The organism is Sphingobium sp. (assembly GCF_041987595.1).
GTDB lineage: Bacteria > Pseudomonadota > Alphaproteobacteria > Sphingomonadales > Sphingomonadaceae > Sphingobium.
In genome coordinates, this window is record NZ_JBHIWJ010000063.1 from 1 (window position 1) to 23,004 (window position 23,004).

General features: G+C 64.8%; 28 protein-coding genes and 1 pseudogene. 19 read left to right on the top strand and 10 right to left on the bottom strand.

All coding sequences use genetic code 11. The annotated features are described in order from the left end of the window. Window positions 1-111, bottom strand: a pseudogene (locus ACFC3J_RS15180) (ferredoxin); the annotation flags it as partial. Between the two features lie 76 nt (window positions 112-187). On the opposite strand from ACFC3J_RS15180, the gene ACFC3J_RS15185 reads away from it, so the two are divergent. The 3 genes from ACFC3J_RS15185 (at window position 188) to ACFC3J_RS15195 (ending at window position 1,578) form a co-directional block, all read left to right on the top strand. Further along, window positions 188-805 carry a DNA-3-methyladenine glycosylase family protein gene (locus ACFC3J_RS15185; RefSeq protein WP_375196970.1) on the top strand — a complete coding sequence of 206 codons (618 nt, stop codon included), beginning with the start codon at window positions 188-190 and terminating at the stop codon, window positions 803-805. Window positions 806-808: 3 nt separating this feature from the next. Further along, entirely contained in the window at window positions 809-1,042 is a 234-nt protein-coding gene (locus tag ACFC3J_RS15190) for a DUF2188 domain-containing protein (RefSeq protein ID WP_375196971.1), read from the top strand. Between the two features lie 98 nt (window positions 1,043-1,140). Beyond that, the gene (locus ACFC3J_RS15195) at window positions 1,141-1,578 is read left to right on the top strand and encodes a response regulator (RefSeq protein WP_375196972.1); all 438 of its coding nucleotides are present in this window, start codon (window positions 1,141-1,143) and stop codon (window positions 1,576-1,578) included. Here ACFC3J_RS15195 and ACFC3J_RS15200 read toward each other — a convergent pair. Next, window positions 1,523-3,046 carry a PAS domain-containing protein gene (locus ACFC3J_RS15200; protein WP_375196973.1) on the bottom strand — a complete coding sequence of 508 codons (1,524 nt, stop codon included), beginning with the start codon at window positions 3,044-3,046 and terminating at the stop codon, window positions 1,523-1,525. The two genes, ACFC3J_RS15195 and ACFC3J_RS15200, sit on opposite strands and share 56 nt — an antisense overlap. A gap of 5 nt (window positions 3,047-3,051) precedes the next feature. After that, a complete protein-coding gene (gene murA, locus ACFC3J_RS15205; protein ID WP_375196974.1) occupies window positions 3,052-4,335 on the bottom strand; it encodes a UDP-N-acetylglucosamine 1-carboxyvinyltransferase in 1,284 nt (427 codons plus the stop codon). Between the two features lie 210 nt (window positions 4,336-4,545). On the opposite strand from murA, the gene ACFC3J_RS15210 reads away from it, so the two are divergent. Then, a complete protein-coding gene (locus ACFC3J_RS15210) occupies window positions 4,546-5,283 on the top strand; it encodes a Crp/Fnr family transcriptional regulator (RefSeq protein ID WP_375196975.1) in 738 nt (245 codons plus the stop codon). Between the two features lie 5 nt (window positions 5,284-5,288). Here the strand turns inward: ACFC3J_RS15210 and ACFC3J_RS15215 are convergent, their stop codons facing one another. Further along, a complete protein-coding gene (locus ACFC3J_RS15215; protein WP_375196976.1) occupies window positions 5,289-5,855 on the bottom strand; it encodes an HNH endonuclease in 567 nt (188 codons plus the stop codon). Between the two features lie 95 nt (window positions 5,856-5,950). Between ACFC3J_RS15215 and gluQRS the strand changes: the two genes are divergently transcribed. From gluQRS to egtD, 6 genes are all read left to right on the top strand, one after another. After that, window positions 5,951-6,856 carry a tRNA glutamyl-Q(34) synthetase GluQRS gene (gluQRS, locus tag ACFC3J_RS15220; protein WP_375196977.1) on the top strand — a complete coding sequence of 302 codons (906 nt, stop codon included), beginning with the start codon at window positions 5,951-5,953 and terminating at the stop codon, window positions 6,854-6,856. Window positions 6,857-6,865: 9 nt separating this feature from the next. Further along, window positions 6,866-7,099, top strand: a complete 234-nt coding sequence (locus tag ACFC3J_RS15225; protein WP_192665526.1) for a twin transmembrane helix small protein — start codon at window positions 6,866-6,868, stop codon at window positions 7,097-7,099. A gap of 18 nt (window positions 7,100-7,117) precedes the next feature. Further along, window positions 7,118-7,687, top strand: a complete 570-nt coding sequence (locus tag ACFC3J_RS15230; RefSeq protein WP_375196978.1) for a cob(I)yrinic acid a,c-diamide adenosyltransferase — start codon at window positions 7,118-7,120, stop codon at window positions 7,685-7,687. A gap of 94 nt (window positions 7,688-7,781) precedes the next feature. Continuing rightward, the gene (locus ACFC3J_RS15235) at window positions 7,782-8,657 is read left to right on the top strand and encodes a GGDEF domain-containing protein (protein WP_375196979.1); all 876 of its coding nucleotides are present in this window, start codon (window positions 7,782-7,784) and stop codon (window positions 8,655-8,657) included. Window positions 8,658-8,731: 74 nt separating this feature from the next. Then, window positions 8,732-10,015, top strand: a complete 1,284-nt coding sequence (gene egtB / locus ACFC3J_RS15240; RefSeq protein WP_375196980.1) for an ergothioneine biosynthesis protein EgtB — start codon at window positions 8,732-8,734, stop codon at window positions 10,013-10,015. 4 nt (window positions 10,016-10,019) lie between these two features. Then, on the top strand, window positions 10,020-10,976 hold the full coding sequence (gene egtD / locus ACFC3J_RS15245) for an L-histidine N(alpha)-methyltransferase (protein WP_375196981.1): 957 nt from the start codon (window positions 10,020-10,022) through the stop codon (window positions 10,974-10,976). Between the two features lie 69 nt (window positions 10,977-11,045). On the opposite strand, the gene ACFC3J_RS15250 is transcribed toward egtD, so the two are convergent. Together ACFC3J_RS15250 and ACFC3J_RS15255 are read right to left on the bottom strand one after the other, a co-directional pair. Continuing rightward, entirely contained in the window at window positions 11,046-12,101 is a 1,056-nt protein-coding gene (locus ACFC3J_RS15250) for a DUF1176 domain-containing protein (RefSeq protein ID WP_375196982.1), read from the bottom strand. 63 nt (window positions 12,102-12,164) lie between these two features. Continuing rightward, entirely contained in the window at window positions 12,165-13,487 is a 1,323-nt protein-coding gene (locus ACFC3J_RS15255; RefSeq protein WP_375196983.1) for a NupC/NupG family nucleoside CNT transporter, read from the bottom strand. Window positions 13,488-13,653: 166 nt separating this feature from the next. On the opposite strand from ACFC3J_RS15255, the gene ACFC3J_RS15260 reads away from it, so the two are divergent. The 9 genes from ACFC3J_RS15260 to ACFC3J_RS15300 all read left to right on the top strand — a co-directional run bounded on the left by ACFC3J_RS15260 (window position 13,654) and on the right by ACFC3J_RS15300 (window position 20,367). After that, complete coding sequence (locus ACFC3J_RS15260; RefSeq protein ID WP_375196994.1) at window positions 13,654-14,577, top strand: intradiol ring-cleavage dioxygenase; 924 nt, start codon at window positions 13,654-13,656, stop codon at window positions 14,575-14,577. A gap of 15 nt (window positions 14,578-14,592) precedes the next feature. After that, entirely contained in the window at window positions 14,593-15,375 is a 783-nt protein-coding gene (locus ACFC3J_RS15265; RefSeq protein ID WP_375196984.1) for a response regulator, read from the top strand. Further along, on the top strand, window positions 15,372-16,676 hold the full coding sequence (locus ACFC3J_RS15270) for an ATP-binding protein (protein WP_375196985.1): 1,305 nt from the start codon (window positions 15,372-15,374) through the stop codon (window positions 16,674-16,676). Before ACFC3J_RS15265 ends, ACFC3J_RS15270 begins: the two co-directional genes overlap by 4 nt. 170 nt (window positions 16,677-16,846) lie before the next feature. Further along, complete coding sequence (gene rpmH / locus ACFC3J_RS15275; RefSeq protein WP_007683189.1) at window positions 16,847-16,981, top strand: 50S ribosomal protein L34; 135 nt, start codon at window positions 16,847-16,849, stop codon at window positions 16,979-16,981. Window positions 16,982-17,013: 32 nt separating this feature from the next. Then, the gene (gene rnpA / locus ACFC3J_RS15280) at window positions 17,014-17,433 is read left to right on the top strand and encodes a ribonuclease P protein component (RefSeq protein WP_375196995.1); all 420 of its coding nucleotides are present in this window, start codon (window positions 17,014-17,016) and stop codon (window positions 17,431-17,433) included. Further along, window positions 17,433-17,645: a membrane protein insertion efficiency factor YidD gene (yidD, locus tag ACFC3J_RS15285; protein ID WP_375196986.1), complete on the top strand. Its 213-nt coding sequence runs from the start codon at window positions 17,433-17,435 to the stop codon at window positions 17,643-17,645. Before rnpA ends, yidD begins: the two co-directional genes overlap by 1 nt. A 36-nt stretch (window positions 17,646-17,681) precedes the next feature. Continuing rightward, on the top strand, window positions 17,682-19,385 hold the full coding sequence (gene yidC / locus ACFC3J_RS15290; protein WP_375196987.1) for a membrane protein insertase YidC: 1,704 nt from the start codon (window positions 17,682-17,684) through the stop codon (window positions 19,383-19,385). Window positions 19,386-19,395: 10 nt separating this feature from the next. Then, entirely contained in the window at window positions 19,396-20,058 is a 663-nt protein-coding gene (gene yihA / locus ACFC3J_RS15295; protein ID WP_375196988.1) for a ribosome biogenesis GTP-binding protein YihA/YsxC, read from the top strand. Between the two features lie 6 nt (window positions 20,059-20,064). Further along, complete coding sequence (locus ACFC3J_RS15300; protein ID WP_375196989.1) at window positions 20,065-20,367, top strand: alkylphosphonate utilization protein; 303 nt, start codon at window positions 20,065-20,067, stop codon at window positions 20,365-20,367. Window positions 20,368-20,373: 6 nt separating this feature from the next. Here the strand turns inward: ACFC3J_RS15300 and ACFC3J_RS15305 are convergent, their stop codons facing one another. The 4 genes from ACFC3J_RS15305 to nadA form a co-directional block, all read right to left on the bottom strand. Further along, complete coding sequence (locus ACFC3J_RS15305; protein WP_375196990.1) at window positions 20,374-20,928, bottom strand: 2'-5' RNA ligase family protein; 555 nt, start codon at window positions 20,926-20,928, stop codon at window positions 20,374-20,376. A gap of 119 nt (window positions 20,929-21,047) precedes the next feature. Then, the gene (locus tag ACFC3J_RS15310) at window positions 21,048-21,830 is read right to left on the bottom strand and encodes a ribonuclease T (protein ID WP_375196991.1); all 783 of its coding nucleotides are present in this window, start codon (window positions 21,828-21,830) and stop codon (window positions 21,048-21,050) included. Between the two features lie 4 nt (window positions 21,831-21,834). Beyond that, window positions 21,835-22,683 carry a carboxylating nicotinate-nucleotide diphosphorylase gene (gene nadC, locus ACFC3J_RS15315; protein ID WP_375196992.1) on the bottom strand — a complete coding sequence of 283 codons (849 nt, stop codon included), beginning with the start codon at window positions 22,681-22,683 and terminating at the stop codon, window positions 21,835-21,837. Window positions 22,684-22,687: 4 nt separating this feature from the next. Continuing rightward, the coding region (nadA, locus tag ACFC3J_RS15320) for a quinolinate synthase NadA (RefSeq protein WP_375196993.1) at window positions 22,688-23,004 on the bottom strand (317 nt) is incomplete at its 5' end.

The window sequence follows — 23,004 nt, forward strand, 5'->3', positions numbered from 1 at the left end:
CAGAAGTTCGTCAAAGCCGTTGTCGCGGATGATTTCCATCACAGACAGGCCGTCTGCACCCTCAACCGCCTGCTCTTCACCCGAACGGTTGACCACGATCAGTTTCGCCATGTACCCAGGTCCCTCAAAATTTTCCCGCCGCTCATGTCGGAGCGACAGCGGGAAATCAAGGGCCGGACAGCGATTAATGGTGACGACTGCCGATCAGTTACGCGACAGCCTGGATGCGATCGCCGCGCTGGAACCGGGTTTCGCGGCCGCGATCGGCCGGGTCGGCTATCCCCTGCCCCGCGTCCGCGAGCCGGGTTATGAAACCTTGCTGCGCACCATCGTCGGCCAGCAGGTCAGCGTCGCGGCCGCGGCTGCGGTCTGGCGCAGGCTGGAGGCGGAACTGGGCGAAGGCTGCGCGCCGGAAGTCTTGCTGGCTCGCGATTTCGATACGCTGCGCGCCTGCGGCCTGTCGCGGCAGAAGCAGGGCTATGCCCGCAGCCTTGCCGAACTGGTGGTGAGCGGCGGGCTCGATCTGCGCGCTCTGCCCGCCGACGATGAGGAAGCGATTGCGCAGCTCATTCAGGTGAAGGGCATTGGCCGCTGGTCGGCGGAAATCTATCTGCTGTTTGCCGAAGGGCGGCCGGATATCTGGCCAGCCGGCGATCTGGCGGTGCAGATCGAGGTCGGGCGAATCCTGGGCCTGCCCGAACGGCCGAGCGAGAAGCTGACGCGCGATCTGGCCGAACCCTGGCGGCCCCATCGCGGCGCGGCGGCGATCATGGCCTGGCACCATTATAATACGGAGGTTCTGTAACCCATGTCCCTGCCCCACGCCCGTTACATCGTTCTGGAACATGAGGGTGTCTGGAAGATCAATCTCGACAACCGCTATTATGGCCCCTTCCCCACGCAGGCAGCCGCAGTGGAGAGCGCCACCGACACGGCACGCAAAGCCGGCGAAGGCGGATATGCCGCTTCCGTTCTGCTGATGCAGGGCAGCATGTTCGAAACGCTCTGGACCAGCGCAAAACAGCCCATCGCCGGCGATTGACAGCGATCGGGCGCCGGAAACCCGCGGAAAAATTTTCGCAGCTGCGGAACCGGGCGCGCATTTGCGCATTTATCGCCTCCAGTTGCGTGGGCTTTTGGATGAGCAAGAAAGTTCTGATCGTCGAAGACGAAATTTTCGTCGCACTGGAAATCGAGCATATCGTCGAGGATGCGGGTTTTACGGTCAGCGCGATCGCCGCTGATCGGCAGGCCGCGCTCGAGGCGGCGAAGGGTTGCGACATTGCCCTTGTCGACCTCAATCTGCGCGATGGCCCCACCGGTCCCGGCATCGGCGTGGAACTGGCGAGCCAATATGGCATCCGGGTCATCTATGTGACGGCCAATCCCGCCCAGATCGGCTCGGCCTCGACGGCGGCGCTGGGCGTCATCACCAAACCCTTTCGCGCCCGCAGCATCACCGAGACGCTGCACCTTGCCGCCACCGACCAGCCTGAACTGGAAGCAGCGGAGATTGTCGGCTTTACGCCCTTTCCGCCCTCCCGCGGCTCATGGATGCCGCTGGAATCCAGAGGCTGAGACTCAGGCCCTCGGGCCGCCAGTCGCGCACGATCCGTCCACCCAACTGCCGTTCGATGCTGAGCTGCATCAGTCGGCTACCGAAGCCCTGGCTCGTCGCTGGAACGGCAGGCGGGCCGCCCTCCTCCCGCCAGTCGATGCGGATGTCCGCCGCTTCGCGCTCCACCTGAAGCCGGATGCGCCCCTCGGGAACCGAAAGCGCGCCATATTTGGCCGCATTGGTTGCCAGTTCGTGGAAGAGCAGCGCCAAAGGCGTCGCTGACCGATCGTCGATCGCCGGATTCTCACCCGAAAACAGGATGCGCGCGCCCCTGCCGTCGCGATAGGGCGCGAAAATCTGGTCCAATATGCCCCATAGCCGTCCTTCGCCATGATCGGGCTGGGAATCGGGACCATGGGGGCGGACGAAATCATGGGCGCGCCCCAACGCCATGATCCGCTCTCGCAGATCGTCGGCCACGGCGCGGATTTCCGGATGCTCCCGCGCAGACAGACCGATCAGTCCCGATATCACCGAAAAGATGTTCTTGATGCGGTGGGACAGTTCATGCGCGATGACCTCCCGCTCCTCCACCATCGCGATCTGGTCATTGATGTCGGTGCAGGTGCCGATCCAGCGGATGATCGCCCCCTCGGCATCGCGGATCGGCAGAGCGCGGCCCAGGGTCCAGCGGTAATCGCCGCTATAGTGCCGCAACCGATATTCGATCTCGTAAGGATCGCCCGTGGCCAGCGAATGGCGCCAGCGGGTCCACGCCCGCGGCTGATCTTCGGGGTGAAACATGCCGTTCCACCCTTCGCCGTCGGTAGAACCCACCGGCACACCGGTAAATTCATACCAGCGGGCGTTGTAATAATCATGGTAGCCGTCCGGCAGCGTCGACCAGACCATTTGCGGCATGGTATCGGCCAACGTCCGGAACAGTCGGTCGCTTTCGACGACAGCCTGGGCATCCTGCGCCTGCCGCGCAAGAGCCTCCCGGTCGCGGCGACGGCCCTCCAGCTCCACCATCACCTGCCGCGCCAGCAGCGCGAGACCCTGTCTCTGCAAACCGGTCAGATCGTCGCGAGGCCTGGCATCGATGACGCAGAGCGCGCCCAGCGGCGTGCCATCCCAGCCGATCAGCGGCGCCCCGGCATAGAATCGGATGAAGGGCGCGCCCGTGACCAGTCCATTATCGGCAAAATGGGGATCGATCGCGGCGTCAGGCACCACGAAGATCGCATCGCCGAGCATCGCATGGGCGCAAAAGGAAACGTCGCGTGGCGTTTCCTCGACATCCAGCCCGGTGCGGGCAAGGAAACGCTGACGCTGTTCCTCGACGATGCTGACCAAAGCGATCGGCGCGTCACACAGGGCCGCGGCAAAAGCCGTGATCTGATCGAGCGTGGCGAATTCCCCGGCATCGAGATCATAGCGCGCAAGCAGAGCTGCGCGGTCGGTCTCAAGGCCCCGGCCCTCAGCCATGACCGTCAGCCATCGCTGACGCGCTCGATATCGGCGCCGACGGCGGAGAGCTTTTCCTCCAGCCGTTCATAGCCGCGATCGAGATGATAGACGCGGTTGACCTGCGTTTCGCCCTCGGCCGCCAGACCGGCGAGAATGAGGCTCATCGAGGCGCGCAGGTCGGTCGCCATCACCGGCGCACCGACAAGCCGGTCGACGCCCCGCACGACCGCGGTGCGGCCGTTGACGCCAATGTCGGCACCCATGCGCGCCAGTTCGGGCACATGCATGTAGCGGTTTTCGAAGATCGTCTCGGTCAGCACCGACGCACCGTCCGCCCTGGTCAGCATCGCCATAAACTGCGCCTGCATGTCGGTCGGGAAGGCCGGGAAGGGCGCGGTCGAAATGGTGAGCGGCCTGAGCTTGCCGTCCGACGATATTTTGATGCCGTCCTTCATCTCCTCGACATGGACGCCCGCGTCGCGCAGCGCGGCGAGGATGGCGTGCATGTCGTCGGCGCACGCCCCCGCCAGTTCCAGCGACCCGCCGGTGATCGCGGCGGCGCAGGCATAGCTGCCCGCCTCGATCCGGTCGGGCATGACGCTGTAGGTCGCCCCGTGCAGCCGGTCCTTGCCGTGGATGATCAGCTTGTCGGTGCCGACGCCTTCAATGTCGGCGCCCATGGCGATGAGCAGCCTGCAGAGATCGACGATCTCCGGTTCCCGCGCGGCGTTTTCCAGGATGCAGGTGCCCTTGGCCAGCACCGCGGCCATCAGGGCGTTCTCCGTCGCGCCGACCGACACCACCGGAAATGTATATATGCCGCCGGGCAGGCCGCCGTCCGGCGCGCTGGCGCGGACATAGCCGGCGTTGATCTCGATGATCGCGCCGAAGGCCTCCAGCGCCTTCAGGTGCAGGTCGATGGGACGGTTGCCGATGGCGCATCCGCCCGGCAGCGACACGCGCGCCTCACCCGCGCGGGCGAGCAGCGGACCCAGCACCAGGATGGAAGCGCGCATCTTGCGGACGATGTCATAGGGTGCCTCGGTCGAGGTGACGCGCCCGGCACGCAGCGTCATGACGCGGCCGAAATCTTCCGGGCGGGCGCCCTCGATCATCGTCGACACGCCCAGCTGGTTCAGCAGATGGCCAAAGCTGTCGACGTCCGCCAGACGCGGCAGGTTGCGCAGCGTGACCGGCTCGTCCGTCAGCAACGCGCAAGGCAACAGGGTCAGCGCGGCGTTCTTCGCGCCGGAAATGGGAAGGCGGCCGTTCAGTGCTTTGCCGCCGCGAATGTGAATGCGGTCCATCGGCTGGGTCTTAACGTTAATTACACAATCCGCAAGGCGGCTGAATGCAAGGCTTTCGTGCTTTTTCGGTCATATCCTGACTGTCAGATGCAACTTTTGTGCATAAGCGCGCGCAAAATTGATCGAGTTTAGTGCAAGCAACGGAAATGCAGCCAAAAGACGCATGGGGCGTTTTGCCATCGTAACGAGAATGGTAACAAGAAGGTGTATTTGGTGGCAAATAGTTGTTTCGCGGGCAGATTGGCGAAGCAGGTGCCGTTGTCCGATGCAGAGAAGAAAGCGCTCGCCCGGCTTGAGGAAAATCCGCGCAAGGTCAAGCGCGGCGCCATGATCCAGCGGGTGAATGATACCGTTACGGAACTGTTTGTCCTGCGCGAAGGCCGGGTGATGAGCTTCGTCATCCTGCCCGACGGCAGCCGGCAGATTTTGCGCGTCTATTTCCCGGGCGATTTCATCGGATCGGCGAGCACGATTTACAGCAAGGCGCCGGAATCCCTTGTGGCCCTGTCCGATGCGATCATCTGTCCGTTCGACAAACATTCGCTGCGGCGTCTGCTGGAGGAATTCCCACGGGTCGCCGCGCTGCTGTTCCTGTTGTCCAATGCGGAGCGCGTCGCGCTGACGGACCGGCTCGCCTCATTGGGGCGGACATCGGCCAAGGCCCGGGTCGCGTCCTTCCTGCTGGATATTTTCGATCGGCTGCGCGTCACGGACGATGGAATCACCGACAGTTTCGACCTGAAATTGACGCAGGAGGAAATTGGCGACGCGATCGGCCTTACGTCCGTCCATGTGAACCGGATGATCCGGCAGATGGAGCAAGAGGGGCTGATCAGCCGTTCCAACGGTCAGATCACCCTGCTGGACATGGCCCGGCTGGAAGAGATCGGCCACTATACCAACCGGCACAAGGACATGGATCTGGATTGGATTCCAGTCCTGAACTGACGGCATCAGGCCAGCAGTTCGACGTCCCAATAGAGCCAGTCGTGCCAGCTTTCGTGCAGATAGTTGGGCGGGAAGGCGCGGCCATGTTCCTGCAACTGCCAGCTGGTGGGGCGAATAGGCGTGACGTGCAGCCGCATGTGCGCCTCTCTGGGCGTGCGCCCGCCCTTCTTGAGATTGCAGGGCGAACAGGCGGTCGCGACATTTTCCCAGGTCGTGCGCCCGCCCGCCCGGCGCGGTATGACATGGTCGAAGGTCAGGTCATGGGGCGATCCGCAATATTGGCAGGCGAACTTGTCGCGCAGGAACAGGTTGAAGCGGGTGAAGGCGGGATGTTCGGATGGCTTCACATATTGCTTGAGCGCGATCACCGAGGGAATCTTCATCTCCAGGCTGGGGCTGTGCACCTGCCGCTCATAGCTGGCCACGATATCCACCCGGTCCAAAAAAACCGCCTTGATGGCGGTTTGCCAGGGCCAGAGGCTCAGCGGATAATAGCTTAGAGGCGTGTAGTCCGCGTTCAGGACCAGTGCCGGACAGTTTTCCGGATGTCGTACAAGGTCGGGATGGTACATAGTAACCCTTCAACCCCCTTTGCCACCGCACTGATTGACCAGAAACGTGACGGGAGCATGACAGCATTAACACCCCCATCCCGTCAAGGGCCTGTATGACTCAATCAATTCAGCCACAGCATATGGTGACTCGCTTCGCGCCAAGCCCAACCGGTAGATTGCATTTGGGTCATGCATGGTCGGCGCTGATGGCTCATGACATGGCGCATGCCCATGGGGGCGCATTCCGCCTTCGGATCGAGGATATCGACGGCACCCGCAGCCGGCCGGATCACGTCGCCGGGATCGTGGAGGATCTGCGCTGGCTGGGCATATCTTGGGACGGGGAGATCGTCTTCCAGTCGGCGCGGCTGGATCATTATGATGCGGCGCTGGCGCGGCTCAGGGAGATGGGGCTGCTCTATCCCTGTTTCTGCACCCGAGCAGATATTGCCGCGAGCGCCAGCGCCCCGCATGGGCCGGAGGGGCCGGTCTATCCGGGAAGCTGCCGGGGACTGGATGAAGCGGCGCGGGAAAGCCGGATCGCGGCGGGCACGCCCCATGCATGGCGGATCGACATGGCGCGGGCGGTGGAGCGGGCGGGGCCGACAGCATGGAACGCCCTGCCCTTCCCGCTGGAATCCGCGGCGATGGCCACGGCCGTTCGCGCTGATCCGATCGCGGCGGGCGATGTCGTGCTGGCGCGCAAGGATGCTCCGGCCAGCTATCATCTGTCCTGCACGCTGGACGATGCGGCGATGGGCGTGACCCATGTGCTGCGCGGCGATGATCTGTATGCCGCGACCCACATCCACCGGCTGATCCAGGCGCTGCTGGACCTGCCGTCGCCCGCCTATATCCATCATCCGCTGCTGATGGGGGCGGACGGCAAGCGCCTCGCCAAGCGCGACGGGTCGATCGCGCTCGCCGATCTGCGGATGCAGGGCATGGACCCCCGGCGTCTTGCCGACGACCTGAGGGCGGCGCGCTTTCCGATTGGCATTTCGCTGGGGAAAGCATAGATTCCCCCTATGAACACCCTTCTTGTCATCGCCCTGATCCTGGCCATGGGCGCCACCCTGTTCGCGCTGATCCGGGGCATCATTGCCTTTCTTCAGGCGACCAAGGAGCAGCTCAACTCGCCCGGAAACGGCCCCAGCCCCTCCAGCCTCAAGCAGAACCGGATGATGATGAATCGCATCCTGTTTCAGGCGGTGGCGATCATCATCGTCGCGATCCTGCTGCTCATGAAGGGCAATGGTTGAACCGGGAACCAGAGCCTGATGGTGAAGCTCAACAAAATCTACACCCGCACCGGCGATGCGGGCACCACCGGCCTTGTCGACGGGTCGCGCCTGCCCAAATATGCCTCGCGCATGCAGGCCGTGGGCGATGTGGATGAGGCGAACAGCGCCATCGGCCTTGCGATCCTTGCCATCGGCAAGGCCACGGAAGCGGACTGGCTGACCGTCATCCAGAACGACCTGTTCGATCTGGGCGCCGACCTTGCCACGCCGATCCCGGAGGGCGAGGACGAGCCGTGGGCATTACGCATCCTCGCGTCGCAGGTGCAGCGGCTGGAAGAGCAGATCGATGCGATGAACGAAAGCCTCGCCCCGCTAGACAGTTTCATCCTGCCGGGCGGATCGCCTGCCGCCGCCGCGGTGCATCTGGCCCGCGCCGTCACGCGCCGCGCCGAACGCAGCGCGACCGCCGCGGCAGCCGAGGCGGCGCTCAATCCTCAGGCGCTGGCCTATCTCAACCGGCTGTCGGATCTGCTGTTCGTGCTGGCGCGACGGCTTAACGGCAATGGCGCGGACGACGTGAAATGGGTGCCGGGCGCGTCCCGCTAACCGTTCGACTCTGGCAGGGCACGGTTCATCACCCCCTGTCGAATTAACCGCGTTTCTTCACCGCTGATTTACGCGCTACGCCAATTTTGCGCATATGCAATTCTATCTGGCGACATCCTTCATCTTTCCGCGCTCACTGCGGTTCCGGCTTTTCGCGCTCTGTTTCGTTACCACCCACCTGCCTTTGCTCGGCTATATCGGCTGGGGCGCGGCGACTGGGCGGATCGCCTGGGCCGAATTCATCATCCTGACGCTGGCCACCATGGCGGGCGCGGCCGGCGCGCTGCTGGGCATCGGGGCGCTGCTCAACCCGATCCATGCGCTGGCCGACGCCCTGCATCAGAGCGATGAACCCGGCCGGAACCGTGCCGCGCCCACCCTGCCCGAAGTGGGCGACATCATTTCGAAGCTGTTCGCCGGGGTGCGGCGGGCCGCCACGGCAACGCGCGAGCAGATCGACGAACTCAACATCGCCGCGCATGAGGACCCGCTGACGGGCATCGCCAACCGGCGCGGCTTTCTGGCGCAGCTCGACGCGCTGCCGCTTTCCCGGCGCCGGGGTTGCATCGCGATCATCGACATCGACCATTTCAAGCAGGTCAACGACCAGCTGGGTCATGACGAGGGTGATCGTCTGCTGGGCGACTTCGCCGCCCGCCTCTCGTCCCAGACCCGCCGCGTCGACGTCATCGGACGCTGGGGCGGCGAGGAGTTCGCCATCTTCTATCAGGATGCGATCGAGGATGAGGCAAGCTGGTCGCTCGCCCGCATCGCCGATCGGATGCGACAGGAACCGATCGGCACGCTGGGCGGCCAGCCCGTCACCTTTTCCGCAGGCCTTTGCGCCTGGCGCGGCGGGCCGGTGACGGAGGCGATCAGCAGGGCGGACGAAGCGCTTTACCGCGCCAAGCGGTCGGGCCGAGACCAGATCCAGCGCGCCGAAAGGCCTGCCAGTCAGGCCTATGGTTGAACCCATCGGAACATAAAGCCGCCTTCATGCGCTTGTTTCGCGGAGAACGGAGCAACCGTATCGAAGGGGCATGGATGGCCAGAAGCCGAACCGCACCAAGCCAGATTGATCTTATTTCCCGCTATCGGGAAGTCCGGGCATTGAGCGAAGCCCTCGCCACCCCCCTGTCCGACGCCGACGCGACGGTGCAGTCCATGCCCGACGCCTCGCCCGCCAAATGGCATCTGGCTCATGTCAGCTGGTTCTTCGAAACCTTCGTGCTGCGCGATCATGTGAAGGGCTACAGACCGTTCGATCCCCATTACGCCTTTCTCTTCAACAGCTATTATGAGGCGGAGGGGCCGCGCCACGCCCGCCCGATGCGGGGTATGCTGACGCGACCTTCGCTGAAGGAAATCCGGGCCTACCGCGCGCATGTCGACAAGGCGCTGACCACCGCGCTGCCGATGCTGATGCCGGATGCTCAGGCAATGGTGCTGCTGGGCCTGCACCACGAGCAGCAGCATCAGGAACTGCTGCTGACGGACATCCAGCATCTCCTCTCGCTCAATCCGCTGGAACCCGCGCTGTTCGACGCGCCCAATGCGCTGCCCGCTCCGCTGCCCGGCCCGCTGCACTGGATGGAGGGACGACAGGGGCTGGTCGAGATCGGCGATGACGGAAAGGGCGACTTCGCCTTCGACTGCGAGGGACCGCGGCACAAAACGCATCTTCACCCCCACGCGCTGGCGCATCGGCTGATAACCAATGGCGAATGGATCGCCTTCATCGAGGATGGCGGTTATCGGAAGCCCGCTCATTGGCTGTCGGACGGCTGGGCATGGGTCCAGGCGGAGAAGATCGAGGCGCCGCTCTACTGGGCATGCAGCGATCAGGGCTGGACGCGTTTTGCCCTTGATGGCCGCAAGCCGGTCAATCCCGCCGCGCCCGTCACCCACATCAGCCTGTATGAAGCCGACGCCTATGCCAGCTGGGCGGGTGCGCGCCTGCCGACCGAAGCGGAATGGGAAAGCGCCGCCCTGAACATCGCGCCGGCGAGCGGCAACCAGCTTGACGGCGCCGGCTGCCCGCGCCCGCGCGCGGTGGAAGGCGGATCGAGGACGACCGGGTCCGCACTGACGCAGATGTTCGGCGATGTGTGGGAATGGACCGGCAGCGCCTATCGGCCGCATCCCGGCTTTCGCGCCGCCGACGGGGCGGTGGGCGAATATAACGGCAAGTTCATGGCGGGCCAGTTCGTGCTGAAGGGCGGCAGTTGCGCGACCCCGCGCGGGCATGTGCGCGCCAGCTACCGCAATTTCTTCTATCCCCATCAACGCTGGCAGTTCACCGGGCTGCGGCTGGCAAAGGACCTGTGACGCGATGCTGCTGACCGATGACGCTCCCCTGCCCGTGCGCACCGTAGATCCCGCTTTTCGGCGCGACATCGTCGAGGGGCTGTCGCGCACGCCCAAGGCAACGCCCCCCACATGGTTCTATGACCGGCGCGGATCGGAGCTGTTCGAGGAAATTACCGACCTGCCCGAATATTATCCCACGCGCACCGAAACCGCCCTGCTCGAACGGCATGGTCCGGATTTCGCCGAGGCCGTGGGGCCGGGCCGGGCCGTGGTGGAATTCGGCGCGGGCAGCGCGCGCAAGACGCCGCATCTGCTGCGCGCGATCAATCCTGCGGCCTATGTGCCGATCGACATCAGCGGCGATTTTCTCCATGCCAGCAGCGCCGAGCTGGCCTCCGCCTTTCCCGGCCTGCCGGTGCTGCCCGTGGTCGGCGATTTCAACGGCGCGCTCGACCTGCCCGCAGCCATTGCCGGCCTGCCGCGGCTTGGCTTCTTCCCAGGCTCGACCATCGGCAATATGGAGCCGGAGGCTGCCGTCGACCTGCTGCGCGCCATGGGCCGGCTGCTGGGCGACGGGGCGATGCTGCTGATCGGCATGGACCGGATCAAGGACAGTCGCCGACTGATCGCCGCCTATGACGATGCGAAGGGCGTGACTGCGGCGTTCAACCTCAACCTCATCGCGCGGATCAATCGCGAACTGGAGGGCGACCTGCCGATGGACGGTTTTGTCCACCGGGCCCTCTGGAATGACGGGAAGGCCCGGATCGAAATGCATCTGGAGGCGGTGCGTCCCCTGCATTTCCATGTCGCGGGCAAATGTTTCCGCATGACCGCGGGCGAGACGATCCATACAGAGAGCAGCCATAAATATGGCACGCGAGACGAACGGCTGCTGCTGCGCTCCGGCGGCTGGGAGCCGATCCGGGAATGGACCGATGCGGAAGGGCTTTTCTCCCTCATCCTCGCCGAAGCCTAGCGCGCGCCGCGTCAGTCAGCGGCTGGAATGGATCAGCAAATGTCGGACTCGGACCACCAGCTGGCCACCCTATTCGGTGACCTTCGCCGACCAGGTGGTGATCCAGTGCCAGGCACCCCGACATTCGCCCATGGCGGTCGCTTCGATCAGACGAAAGCGCGTCCCGTCCCAGACGTAGGATTCGCTGCCGCCGCAGTCGCCAAGCCCCCGGCCCTTGGCATAGCTTTGCAGGGTGGAGGTTTCCGCCGACCATTCCGCGTTGACGAGCATGGGATGCGTCCCATCCTCGCTCCACCCCGGCTGATAGTCGAAACGGGCGAAGCGGAAGCTGCGGCGGCCGGGGATGCCGGTCGCGATCACCGGAATCGAGGTGAAATTATAGGCGCCCGCCCCGCACGGGACCAGCACCAGCATTTCCGTCTTTGACAGGCGATGGACGTCGGGCGGCGAGGAGGCGTCCTTCATTTCGTCCGCGCAATTGGTGAACTTGCCGATCGCGGTGAGCTCCTCGCGCCAGAGCGCAGGCGGCGCGACGCCACCGGGAATCAGGGCGCGGCGAACCGAGGGCGTCGCCGGTGCCGGACGCACCGCGCTGCGCGCCAGCGGGCCAGTCGCGACCAGCGCGGCCATGGTGCCTGCCCTGCCCTGCTTCGCGTCCATATAGCGCAGTGCGGCTGCGGACCCCGCCAGCGAGGGAGCGGCGATGCGCCCGGTCGCCGTGCGGATTTCCATGACGCCGCCCCGCGCCATGGCGATGGCAAGCGCGGACGCCTGCGGCCCTTCCAGCGTGGCTTCGCCATCCATGCTGGAGGCGCTCGCAACCTTCCGGCCGTCGATCAGGAAGCTCAGCGCTTCCCGCCCCCTGGCATCGCGGCTGATCCAGATTTCCGGATCGGCGGCTGGCCCAGCCTCACGGCTGATGCCCAGCATGACCGGCGCATCGGGCCAGTCGCCCCCTTCAGGCAGCAGGGACACGGCCTCACACCGATCGCGATTGTCGCAACCGATGGTCCAGTCCCTGTAGCTTTCCAATGTCCCCGGCTTCGGCGCCTGCGCGGCGGCCGGTGCCATGCCCAGTGTCGCCGACAGCATCAGCGCCGGCCCGAATATGCGTTTCGCCCCCATATGTTAACCATATAGAGGATTTTGCGCGGCGCGGATAGAATTTCCGTTATGGCGTCGCAATGATCAGCGCAGGCTGAGCATCAGTCCCGCCAGCGCCGCGCTCATGAGATTGGCGAGACTGCCCGCCACCAGCGCCTTCAGGCCCAGCCGCGCGATCACGGGCCGCTGGTTGGGCGCAAGACCGCCGGTCACCGCCATCTGGATCGCGATCGAGCTGAAATTGGCGAAGCCGCAAAGCGCGAAGGTGACGATGGCGATGGTCGCAGGCGACAGCGCGCCCTGCACCTGGCCCAGGTTGATATAGGCGACGAACTCGTTGAGCACGACCTTCGTGCCGAACAGGCCGCCCGCGATCCGCGCTTCGTTCCATGGAATGTTGAGCAGATACATGACCGGTGAGAAGACATGGCCCAGCAGCTGCTGGAAACTGAGATCCGGCCAGCCGAACCAGCCGCCGATACCGCCCAATATGCCGTTCGCCAGCGCCACCAGCGCGACGAAGGCCAGCACCATCGCGCCCACCGCAACGGCCAGCTTCACCCCGGTCTGGGCACCCTGCGCGGCGGCCATGATGAGATTGGCGGGCTTTTCCTCGTCATGGGTGGCGGGCGGCAGCGGCTCGCCCGGCGTGCCTTCGGGCAGCAGGGCGGCAGGACCCGCGCCACTGATGCGGACTTCGGGAAGGGCAGGATCGGGATGGTCGCCCAAGGGCAGCTCCGGCTCGCGCTCCGGCTCGTCGGGCATCATGATCTTCGCCATCAGCAGGCCGCCCGGCGCGGACATGAAGCTGGCCGCCAGCAGATAGTCGATCTTGATTCCCATGGATGCATAGGCGGCCAGGATCGTCCCCGCCACGCCCGCCATGCCGCTGGTCATCACGGCGAAAAGCTGTGGCGGGGTCAGGCCGGCAAGATAGGGGCGGATGACGAGCGGGCTTTCGCTCTGCCCGACGAAGATGTTGGCGGCAGCGCACAGGCTTTCGACCTTGGACACGCCCGTCACCTTCTCGATCGCGCCGCCGACCCAGCGCACGACCTGCTGCATGATCCCCAGATAATAGAGTATCGAGACGAGGCTGGCGAAGAAGATGATGACCGGGAGCGCCGCGATGGCGAAGCTGGCCCCGCCGATCTCCGGCCGGGCGAGCGGGCCGAAGATGAAGTCCGTGCCCGCCTGCGCATAGCCGAGCAGGTTCGCCACGCCGTGCGACATGCCCGCGATCACTGCGCGCCCGGCAGGCACGTAGAGCACCAGCAACGCGATGCCCGCCTGAAGCAGAAAGGCGGCCCCCACGACCCGCGGCCGGATGGCGCCGCGGTTGGAGGACAGGGCGCAGGCAATCGCAAGGATCAGCAAAATGCCGGCTAGGCCGATGAAAAGATGCATGAAGAGCTTTCGCGGAAGGAACGGCAAACGGCGCGACCATAAAGAGCGCGCAGTCCCAAAGCCAGTAGCTTTACGATGCTACAAATGCGACACATGACGCAATCGCGGGGATATAAGCCCATGCCAAAGCCTGCTCCTCATGGATCTGACGAGGAGGGAAGGCCGCATGATGCACGAGGACAGCCACACCTTTGACGGAGGCCTGAAAGAAGACCTGGAGATGATCCGTGCACTCAACCGGCAGCAGGTCGGCCGCCGGCGCACGCTGGGGCTGCTCCTCTCGGCCGGCAGCGCCGCGCTGGTCGGTGGCTGCGGCGGCGGGGGTTCGGCATCGGCCAGTTCCAGCTCAGGCTCCACGACTTCTTCGTCCAGCTCCAGCAGTTCTTCCACTTCCTCCAGCTCGTCTTCCAGCTCCGGTTCGTCCTCCGGGTCCACGACCTGCATCGCGGACCCGGAGGAAACCAACGGCCCCTACCCGGCCGACGGTTCGAACAGCCGCAACGGCACAGTGGTCAACGTGCTGGACGACAGCGGCATCGAACGGACCGACATCCGGTCCAGCTTCGGTTCTTCGACCAGCACGGCGACCGGCCTCTACACCAAACTGACCATCACGGTCGTGAACGTGAACGGCGGTTGCGCGCCGCTGGAGGGCTATGCCGTGTATATCTGGCATTGCGATACCGAGGGCGACTATTCGCTGTACGATCTGCCCGGCGAAAATTATCTGCGCGGGGTTCAGGTGACCGACGCCAACGGGCAGGTGACCTTCACCACCATTTTCCCCGGCTGTTACGCCGGGCGCTATCCTCACATTCATTTCGAGGTCTATCCCAGTCTTGCGCGGGCGACGGCCTATTCCAACCGCCTGCTCTGTTCGCAATTCGCCCTGCCGTCCGATGCCTGCACGACGGCCTACGCCACCAGCGCCTATGCCAGCAGCAAGACCAGTTTCGCGGGCGACAGCATCTCGACCGACGGCATTTTCGGCGACAACAGCGCCGCCCAGCAAAGCGCGATGACCATCAGCATGACCGGCGACGCCACCAACGGCTTTACCGGCACCGTGACGGTCGGGCTGTCCCTCTGATCCATGGCGACGACGATGGCTTTGCAAGCGAACCCGTCGCCCGCTACGGTGCCGGCCACTATGGACGGATCGCGCATATTGGTGGTGGACGACGATGCGGGCATCCGCGCGCTGCTGTCTGATTTTCTGGAACAGCATGGCTTTGCCGTGACCGCCGTGGGCAATGGCGCGGCGATGGACAGGGCAATGGCGGCCGACGGGTTCGACATCGCCGTGCTGGACGTCATGATGCCGGGCGAGGACGGGCTGTCCATATTGCGAAGGCTGACGGCGCGGGGCGGCCCGCCGGTCATCATGCTTTCCGCCATCGGCAGCGACGTGGACCGGATCGTTGGGCTGGAGATGGGGGCGGAGGATTATCTGCCTAAGCCGTGCAACCCCCGCGAATTGCTGGCGCGCATCCGCACCGTGCTGCGCCGTCACCGGCGGGTGGCCGAGGCGCGGGAGCCGCAGGGCGAGAAGTTGCGCTTTGCCGGCTGGCAGGCCGACATGACGACGCGCCTGCTGACCGATCCGGACAATGTCGTGGTGACGCTGACCGACGGCGAGTTCCGCCTGTTGCGCGCCTTTATCGAACATCCGCGCCGCGTGCTGAGCCGCGACCAGCTGCTCGACTATTCGGCAGGCAACGACAGCGAAAGCTATGATCGCGCCATCGACGTGCAGGTAAGCCGCCTTCGCCGCAAGCTGGAGCGGGGCGCAAAAGCGGGCGGGCCGAGAAATGATGGGGCAGACGAACTGGTCCGCACCATCCGCAATGAAGGCTATATGTTCACGGCTGAAGTCCGCCCGGTGTGAGGGCGGGCTATAATCCGTCGATCCTGACCCGCATCGTGCTGCTGGTGGCGGCCAGCCTGCTGCTGGCGCTGGGCGCGATGATGCTGGTGACCTTTCGCGGGCCGCCGCCCCATACCCGCCCGATGTCGCTGACGGACGCCGCAGGCCTGCTTCGCCATCACGCATCGCCCGACAGCTGGCAGGTCACGCGCTATGTTTCGGATCGGGCGCCAGAGCCCGAACCGGCGCAGGACATGGATTCCGATGGCGCCAGGCGGATTGCGCGGATGTTGGGCGTCAATGCCTCCCGCGTCCGCCTGTTGCGGGAGCGGCCGCCCCAACCTTTTGGGGAGCCGGGGTTGAAGCCGGTGATGCCGCCCGAACAGGCCATACTGCATGGCGGCTTTACGCTCGCGCTGCGCGAAGAGGATGGCTGGCGCGTCCTGCTGGCCCGGCAGGGTGCCAATGCGCACTGGTATGCGATCACCCTGTCGCTGATGGCCGGGATTTTCGTGCTGCTGCTGATTCCCGCTTATTGGGTGGCGCGGCGAATAACCCTGCCGATCCGGAAGCTGGCCGAAGGCGCGGCGCGCGAAAGGCCGGAGCGCGCCGACCCCCTGCCGCTCGGCGGCCCGCCCGAGGTGCAGGCGGTGGGCGCAGCGTTCAACCATATGCGCGCCCGGATCGCGGACTATCTGTCGGAACGCACGGCGATGCTGGTCGCCATTGCCCATGACCTGCGCACGCCGATGACCCGCCTCTCCTTCCGGCTGGAGGAACTGCCGGAAGGCACCCGGCTCAAGGCGCAGGCGGACGTCGAGGAAATGCGGACGATGGTGACCGACCTGCTCGACTTCATGCGCAGCGGAGCGGACAGCGCGGCGCGGGTTCGCATCGACCTGTCCGCCATCATCGAGACGCTCGCCGACGATCTGGCCGATATGGGGCAGGATGTGGCCGTGATCGCCAGCGGCCGGGCGGTCGTCCGCGCCGATCCGGGCGCGTTGCGGCGCTGCATCGGCAATATCGTCCAGAATGCGGTGCGTTACGGCGGAACGGCACGGATCGCGCTGACCGTCGCGGGCGGACGGGCCGTCATCCGGGTGATGGACGACGGGCCGGGCGTGCCGCCGGCCATCATCGACCGGCTGTGCGAGCCCTTTTACCGTGGCGAAGCATCGCGCAATCGGGAGACCGGCGGCGTCGGCCTGGGGCTGTCGATCGCGCGAACCATCGCAGACGGCCATGGCGGCACGCTGCGCTTCGCCAACCGGGCGGAGGGCGGCTTGCAGGTGACGGTAATCCTGCCGCTGGAAAGGTGAACGGCCCGCCATTTTTGTCAACGCATCCCCTGAAAAGCGCGCTATTGCTCCGTCTCGGCCATTGACTCCAGAGTCGCTTTTGCCTATCGGACCCCACCTGACATGCGGCCGCCCGCCCGGCGGCCCTTTTTTGTCACGCCCGATTCTTTTAGTTTTTTGAGGAATGAACGATGAAGCGCACCTATCAGCCGAGCAATCTGGTTCGGAAGCGCCGTCACGGTTTCCGCGCCCGCATGGCGACCCCCGGTGGCCGCAACGTGCTGCGCGCTCGTCGTGCCCGCGGCCGCAAGAGCCTGAGCGCCTGAACGACGCGCCGCCGGTGAGCGCGCCTGCCGTCATGGGCAAGCGCGCCGATTTTCTGGCGGCGAACCGCGGACGTCGCGCACCCATGCCGGGCTTTGTCCTGCTGGTGCGTGAACGCGGCGACGGCGATCCGGCGATGCGTTTCGGCATCACGGTCACGAAGAAGATTGGCGGCGCTGTCATCCGCAACCGGATGAAGCGCCGTTTTCGCGTTCTGGCGCGTGAGCTGCTGCCGGTCCATGGCGTGCCGGGCGCCGACCATGTGCTGATCGGCCGCTCCGAAGGGATTGAGCGCGATTTCGGCATGCTTCGCGGCGAACTGGAAAAGGCGCTGGGCAAGGTGATGAGCCGCCCCGTCAGTCAAGCGCCGCAGAAGCGGCCGCCCCGGAAAAAACCTGCTGCGCAAAAGCCGGTCGCATCTGTTCAAGGCGCCGGCGGGCACAGGCCGGACTGATGATCGGTCGCCTGCTCATCCTGATTGCGCGCTTCTGGCAGCTTGGCCCCTCGCGCGTCCTGCCGCCCAGTTGCCGTTACGCCCCCTCCTGCTCGGAATATGCGATTCAGGCGATCCGCAAATATGGTGCGGTGAAGGGTAGCTGGCTGGCCACGAAGAGGCTAATGCGATGCCACCCATGGGGCGGTTCGGGTTACGACCCGGTCCCCTGATACGAGAATTTCACTGATACGGCGGAGCCGACAAGCGTGGACGACAAGAAGAATATTGTTCTGGCGGTGCTGCTGACCGCGGCGATCCTGTTCGGCTGGCCCTATGTCGCCAAGCATTTCTTCCCCGCCGCCAATCCTCCGGCGACCAGGGTCGAGGGCGGCAAGACCACCCCGCTCAACGCCTCCGGCACCGCTCCGGCCGCCGAAGGCCCCGCGACGATCCGTGATCTGGCGCTCGTCCTCAAGGACAGCCCCCGCATTCCGATCCGCACGCCCAAGATCACCGGCTCGATCAACCTGAAGGGCGCGCGCATCGATGATATCGTGCTGCCGACCTACAAGGAGACGATCGCCAAGGATTCGCCTGCGATCCGTCTCTATAGCCCCAGCGGCACGAAGGACGCCTATTTCGCGGGCTTCGGCTGGCAGGGCGAAGGGGTAAGGACGCCCGATGGCAGCGCTGTATGGACCGCGTCGGCCAAGGAGCTGACCCCGACCAGCCCCGTCACCCTGACGTGGAACAACGGCGCGGGCCAGACCTTCGAGATCCGCTACTCGATCGATGAAAATTACATGATCACTGCGCAGCAGAAGGTGTCGAACAGCGGCGCCGGCGCGGTGGGCGTGAAAAGCTATGGCTATGTCAGCCGGGCGCATCCTTCGGTCGATCCCGACACCTGGACCATCCATGTGGGTCCCATGGGCGTGTTCAACGGCGCGGCCAATTATGACGTGAATTACAAGGACCTCGAAAAAGGCCCGTCGAGCCAGAGCTTCCAGTCAACCGGCGGCTGGATCGGCTTCACCGACAAATACTGGCTCTCCGCGCTGGTGCCTGATCAGAAGGCGGCCTTTACCGGCCAGATGCGCAAGGGCGAGGGCACGCAATATCAGACCGACATTGCGCTGGCGCCCATCATGGTCGCGCCGGGCAAGGCCGTGACGCAGACCAACCGTCTGTTCGTCGGCGCCAAGGAAGTGAAGACGCTGCAGGCCTATGAGCGCGCAGGCGTCCCGCTGTTCGACCGGGCCATCGACTGGGGCTGGTTCTACTGGTTCGAACAGCCGATCTTCGCCCTGCTGCACTGGCTGTTCACGGTCATCGGCAATTTCGGCGTGGCGATCATCTGCCTGACCTTCGTGGTCCGGGGCCTGATGTTCCCCGTCGCCCAGCGCCAGTTCGCCAGCATGGCCGCGATGCGCGCCGTCCAGCCCAAGATGAAGGCGCTGCAGGAAAAGCATAAGGACGACAAGCAGAAGCTCCAGCAGGAGATGATGGAGCTGTACAAGCGCGAAAAGGTCAACCCGCTCGCCGGCTGCCTGCCGATCTTCATCCAGATCCCGATCTTCTTCGCGCTCTACAAGGTGTTGCAGCTGACGATCGAAATGCGCCACCAGCCCTTCGTGCTGTGGATCAAGGACCTCTCCGCGCCCGATCCGCTGCACATCGTCAACCTGTTCGGCCTGCTGCCCTTCACGCCGCCGGCCTTCCTCGGCATCGGCCTGTTGGCGCTGCTGCTGGGCATCAGCATGTATTTCCAGTTCAAGCTGAACCCGGCGCAGATGGACCCGATGCAGCAACAGGTGTTCGCGATCATGCCGTGGATGATGATGTTCATCATGGCGCCCTTCGCGGCGGGCCTGCTGGTCTACTGGATCACCAACAACTGTCTGTCGATGGCGCAGCAGTGGTTCCTCTACAAGCGCCACCCGCAGCTGAGCGCGGCGGAAGCGAAATAAGGCTGAATGGGTGACTGAACAGGACGCATCAAGACAGGATTGGGTCGATCTGATCGAGGAAGCGCGCAAGGTCTTTGCCGGGCCGATCGCCTTCCTCAAATCCGCGCCCGACCTCAAATTCCTGCCTGACATGGCGGTGAACGAGGTCGCGTTCGCGGGCCGGTCCAATGTCGGCAAATCCTCGCTGCTGAATGCGCTGACCAACCGCAATGGACTTGCCCGCACCTCCAACACGCCGGGACGGACGCAGGAGCTGAACTTCTTCGACGTCGGCGATCCGCTGCGCTTCCGGCTGGTGGACATGCCGGGCTATGGCTATGCCAAGGCCCCCAAGGACATGGTGCGCAAGTGGCGCTTTCTGGTGAACGACTATCTGCGCGGGCGGGCGAAGCTCAAGCGGACGCTGGTGCTGATCGACAGCCGCCATGGCATCAAGGATGTCGATACCGACATTCTCGACATGCTGGACGCGGCGGCGGTCAGCTATCGCATCGTGCTGACCAAGGCGGACAAGGTGAAGGCCAGCCATCTGGCCGAGGTGAAGCAGGCGGTGTCGGAGGCCATCCGCAAGCGGCCCGCAGCGCATCCGGACATCATCGCCACGTCGAGCGAAAAAGGCATGGGCATCCCGGAACTGCGCGCCGCCGTGCTGCAAAGCGTGACGCAGGGATAAGCGACGATGGCCGACGATGATTATGTCTATGACGAAGCCAGCGGCGAATGGATCAGCGCGGCCCAGGCGGCTGCCAATACCAGTGCTGCCGATGCCGTCGAGGTTCGTGATGCGGTCGGCAATCTGCTGGCCGATGGCGATCAGGTTACGCTGATCAAGGATCTGGTGGTCAAAGGCGCGGGCCAGACGCTGAAGCGCGGGACGCTGATCAGGTCGATCCGGTTGACGGGCGATCCCCAGGAAATCGACTGCCGCTATGACGGCATCAAGGGGCTGGTGCTGCGCGCCGAATTCGTGCGCAAGCGCTAAGGACCCTCAGAACAGGCTATATTGCCCGCTCCCGCTTAATGACCATGTCGCCAGCGTCTCATGATGCGTTCGGCCGACATGGCTGCAAACCAGCATGAACTGATCGACATGCCAGCAGAAGCCCTCCACTCTCTGCTGGTCGGGGCGGCCCTCGCGATAAAACAGCGTCTGGTGCGGACTGAAGCTCCAGCCGGGACGCATGGCCACCCCCGCCCCCTGCATTTTCGCCGCGATCTGTTGCTGAAGGGCGCTGAGCAGCGGCACCTTGTTCGACGGACGTAAAGCCGCTGAGCGATTGCCGATGCTGAGCCGATCCAGCCGCAGGTCAAAAGGTTCCGCCGTCACACCCGTTCCGGCGCGCACCAGCGCCTTGATGACGGCATAGGGGTAATCGACGTGATCACAGGTGATCGCGAGCGTCACATGCTGGTGATCCACCGCGATGCGCCGGGCGCCCCCCGCGATGGCTTCGGCATAATGATCGGTCTGTCGCGCGATCAGCGGGCTGGGCTTCAGAGCGAAAAACAGACGAAAAAGGGTCTGAACGGACCGGGTTTCCATGGCGCTGATCCCTAACGACTCACTTTATTTGTTCATGATATGTTCTTTTTCGCCATAAGTCGAATCCATGCGGCATATGGCCGAGATCCGCGCCTTCCGGCGCTTGGCCGCGCCAGCCTCTACTCGCTGGAAGTTTCCGCGTCCGGATCAAGGTCCAGGATCAGGCCCGGCCTGCGCGCCGGCGCGGCGGGCCGGGGGTTCCGGATGTAAGGGCCGGGCGCGATGCGCAGGCCGGCGCTGTCGCGTGCACCGCCCTGATGCGCGGGGCAACGGGCGAATTCCATCACCTTGTCCATGCAGAGCCAGACCTCGCTCAGTCTATGGTCGCGCGTGGTGGTAATGCGCAGCATGTCGGCGCGCATCCCCTTGTTGGCGGCTGCGAAAGCCTTCGCAAACTGCCCGACGGTCAGCGTCTTGCGCCGGGCAAGCCCCGTCATGTCGGGATAGCGGAGCGACTGATAGAGCGCGCGGGAGAGGTTGAAATACAGCTCCGGCTTTGTCGTCATGCAGGTGCCGTGCTTGGCCCATTCATGCTGGAGCAGCTGCACGGAGGGCGTCGAACAGAGATTCTGCCGGATCACGGCACGGGGCAGCAGGTCGGTGGAGCGGCAATATTGCGGCCAGTCCCTGCCCACGCCGTCGGGCCAAAGGCCGTGCAGCGTGAAGCCGAAGCGCCCGTCGCGGCTGCCGCATTGAAACGCATTGTCCCCGCCCTTCGCGTCCGCGCAATATTGCGGCGACCATGTGATCGCCAGCGTATAGCCGCCAATCGGCAGCAGGCGGCGCGGCTGACCCGCATCGGGCAGATCGGGGCGGGGACGCGGCAGTTGCGACGGGATTGAGCATTGAACCGCCTGCGCCAGCGCCGGCACCGGAGCAGCCAGCGCAAGAGCTGCGAACAACCCCTTACCCAAAGGCGAAATCCAGTCCGATATCGGCGGCGGGAGCCGACTGGGTGAGGCGGCCGACGCTGATATAGGTGACGCCGGTTTCCGCCTTGGCCCGAATGGTGTCGAGCGTCACCCCGCCCGAGCTTTCGGTAGGCACCCGCCCGCCGACCAGCGTGACGGCGCCGCGCAGCGTCGACGCGTCCATATTGTCGAGCAGCAGATGCGTCGCCCCCGCGGCCAGCGCGGGTTCGATCTGGTCGACGCGGTCGACCTCGACGATAATTCGCTCGATTCCGGCGGCCACGGCGCGGCGCACGGCCTCTTCCACCGATCCCGCAACGGCGACATGATTGTCCTTTATCATCGCCGCATCCCAAAGGCCCATGCGGTGATTGGTCGCGCCGCCCATCCGCGTCGCATATTTTTCCAGCACGCGCAGGCCGGGGATGGTCTTGCGCGTGTCGAGCAGCGTCGCGCCGGTGCCCAGAATCGCATCGACATAGGCGCGGGTCATGGTCGCAATGCCGGTGAGATGCTGGACTGTGTTGAGCGCGGATCGCTCGGCGGTGAGCATCGCCCGCGCCCTGCCCCGGATGCGCATGATGTCGGTGCCTGCCGCCACGCGATCGCCATCCTGTTTCAGCAGTTCGATCTCCACATCAGGGTCGAGCGCGCGGAAGAAGGCGGCGGCGATCGGCAGACCCGCGAGCGTCACGGCGTCGCGGCTGTCCATCACGCCATCGAAGATCGCATCGGCGGGGATCACCGCCTCGCTGGTGACGTCGCGGCCATCGGGACCGAGATCCTCGGCCAGAGTGGAGGCGACGAAAGCGTTCAGGTCGAAGCCGGGCAGTCGGAAGGTCATGGCCTCAGCGCGCGCCCAGATCGCCCTGCCCGACCGTACCGCTCGCCATTTCGAGCATGCGATCAAGACTCTTCTTCGCGCCCAGGCGCAGTTCCTCGTCCATTTCGATGCGCGGCTGGAGGTCGCGGAGCGCCAGATAGAGCTTTTCCATCGTGTTGAGCGCCATGTAGGGACAGATATTGCAATTGCAGTTGCCGTCCGCGCCGGGCGCGCCGATGAAATTCTTTTCCGGCACCGCCTTCTGCATCTGGTGGATGATGTGCGGTTCGGTGGCGACGATCAGCGTGTCGCCGGGCATGGTCTTGGAAAATTCCAGAATGC

What these genes read in the sequence shown, in the direction of transcription:
- ACFC3J_RS15190 (WP_375196971.1), top strand. Translation starts at nt 809, where the DNA reads ATGTCCCTGCCCCACGCCCGTTACATCGTTCTGGAACATGAGGGTGTC.
- ACFC3J_RS15195 (WP_375196972.1), top strand. Translation starts at nt 1,141, where the DNA reads ATGAGCAAGAAAGTTCTGATCGTCGAAGACGAAATTTTCGTCGCACTG.
- rpmH (WP_007683189.1), top strand. Translation starts at nt 16,847, where the DNA reads ATGAAGCGCACCTATCAGCCGAGCAATCTGGTTCGGAAGCGCCGTCAC.
- murA (WP_375196974.1), bottom strand. Translation starts at nt 4,335, where the DNA reads ATGGACCGCATTCACATTCGCGGCGGCAAAGCACTGAACGGCCGCCTT.
- ACFC3J_RS15250 (WP_375196982.1), bottom strand. Translation starts at nt 12,101, where the DNA reads ATGGGGGCGAAACGCATATTCGGGCCGGCGCTGATGCTGTCGGCGACA.
- ACFC3J_RS15200 (WP_375196973.1), bottom strand. Translation starts at nt 3,046, where the DNA reads ATGGCTGAGGGCCGGGGCCTTGAGACCGACCGCGCAGCTCTGCTTGCG.
- ACFC3J_RS15215 (WP_375196976.1), bottom strand. Translation starts at nt 5,855, where the DNA reads ATGTACCATCCCGACCTTGTACGACATCCGGAAAACTGTCCGGCACTG.
- nadC (WP_375196992.1), bottom strand. Translation starts at nt 22,683, where the DNA reads ATGACCTTCCGACTGCCCGGCTTCGACCTGAACGCTTTCGTCGCCTCC.
- ACFC3J_RS15225 (WP_192665526.1), top strand. Translation starts at nt 6,866, where the DNA reads ATGAACACCCTTCTTGTCATCGCCCTGATCCTGGCCATGGGCGCCACC.
- gluQRS (WP_375196977.1), top strand. Translation starts at nt 5,951, where the DNA reads ATGACTCAATCAATTCAGCCACAGCATATGGTGACTCGCTTCGCGCCA.
- ACFC3J_RS15185 (WP_375196970.1), top strand. Translation starts at nt 188, where the DNA reads ATGGTGACGACTGCCGATCAGTTACGCGACAGCCTGGATGCGATCGCC.
- ACFC3J_RS15235 (WP_375196979.1), top strand. Translation starts at nt 7,782, where the DNA reads ATGCAATTCTATCTGGCGACATCCTTCATCTTTCCGCGCTCACTGCGG.
- rnpA (WP_375196995.1), top strand. Translation starts at nt 17,014, where the DNA reads ATGGGCAAGCGCGCCGATTTTCTGGCGGCGAACCGCGGACGTCGCGCA.
- egtB (WP_375196980.1), top strand. Translation starts at nt 8,732, where the DNA reads ATGGCCAGAAGCCGAACCGCACCAAGCCAGATTGATCTTATTTCCCGC.
- ACFC3J_RS15230 (WP_375196978.1), top strand. Translation starts at nt 7,118, where the DNA reads ATGGTGAAGCTCAACAAAATCTACACCCGCACCGGCGATGCGGGCACC.
- yidD (WP_375196986.1), top strand. Translation starts at nt 17,433, where the DNA reads ATGATCGGTCGCCTGCTCATCCTGATTGCGCGCTTCTGGCAGCTTGGC.
- ACFC3J_RS15300 (WP_375196989.1), top strand. Translation starts at nt 20,065, where the DNA reads ATGGCCGACGATGATTATGTCTATGACGAAGCCAGCGGCGAATGGATC.
- ACFC3J_RS15305 (WP_375196990.1), bottom strand. Translation starts at nt 20,928, where the DNA reads ATGGAAACCCGGTCCGTTCAGACCCTTTTTCGTCTGTTTTTCGCTCTG.
- ACFC3J_RS15265 (WP_375196984.1), top strand. Translation starts at nt 14,593, where the DNA reads ATGGCTTTGCAAGCGAACCCGTCGCCCGCTACGGTGCCGGCCACTATG.
- ACFC3J_RS15255 (WP_375196983.1), bottom strand. Translation starts at nt 13,487, where the DNA reads ATGCATCTTTTCATCGGCCTAGCCGGCATTTTGCTGATCCTTGCGATT.
- ACFC3J_RS15260 (WP_375196994.1), top strand. Translation starts at nt 13,654, where the DNA reads ATGATGCACGAGGACAGCCACACCTTTGACGGAGGCCTGAAAGAAGAC.
- egtD (WP_375196981.1), top strand. Translation starts at nt 10,020, where the DNA reads ATGCTGCTGACCGATGACGCTCCCCTGCCCGTGCGCACCGTAGATCCC.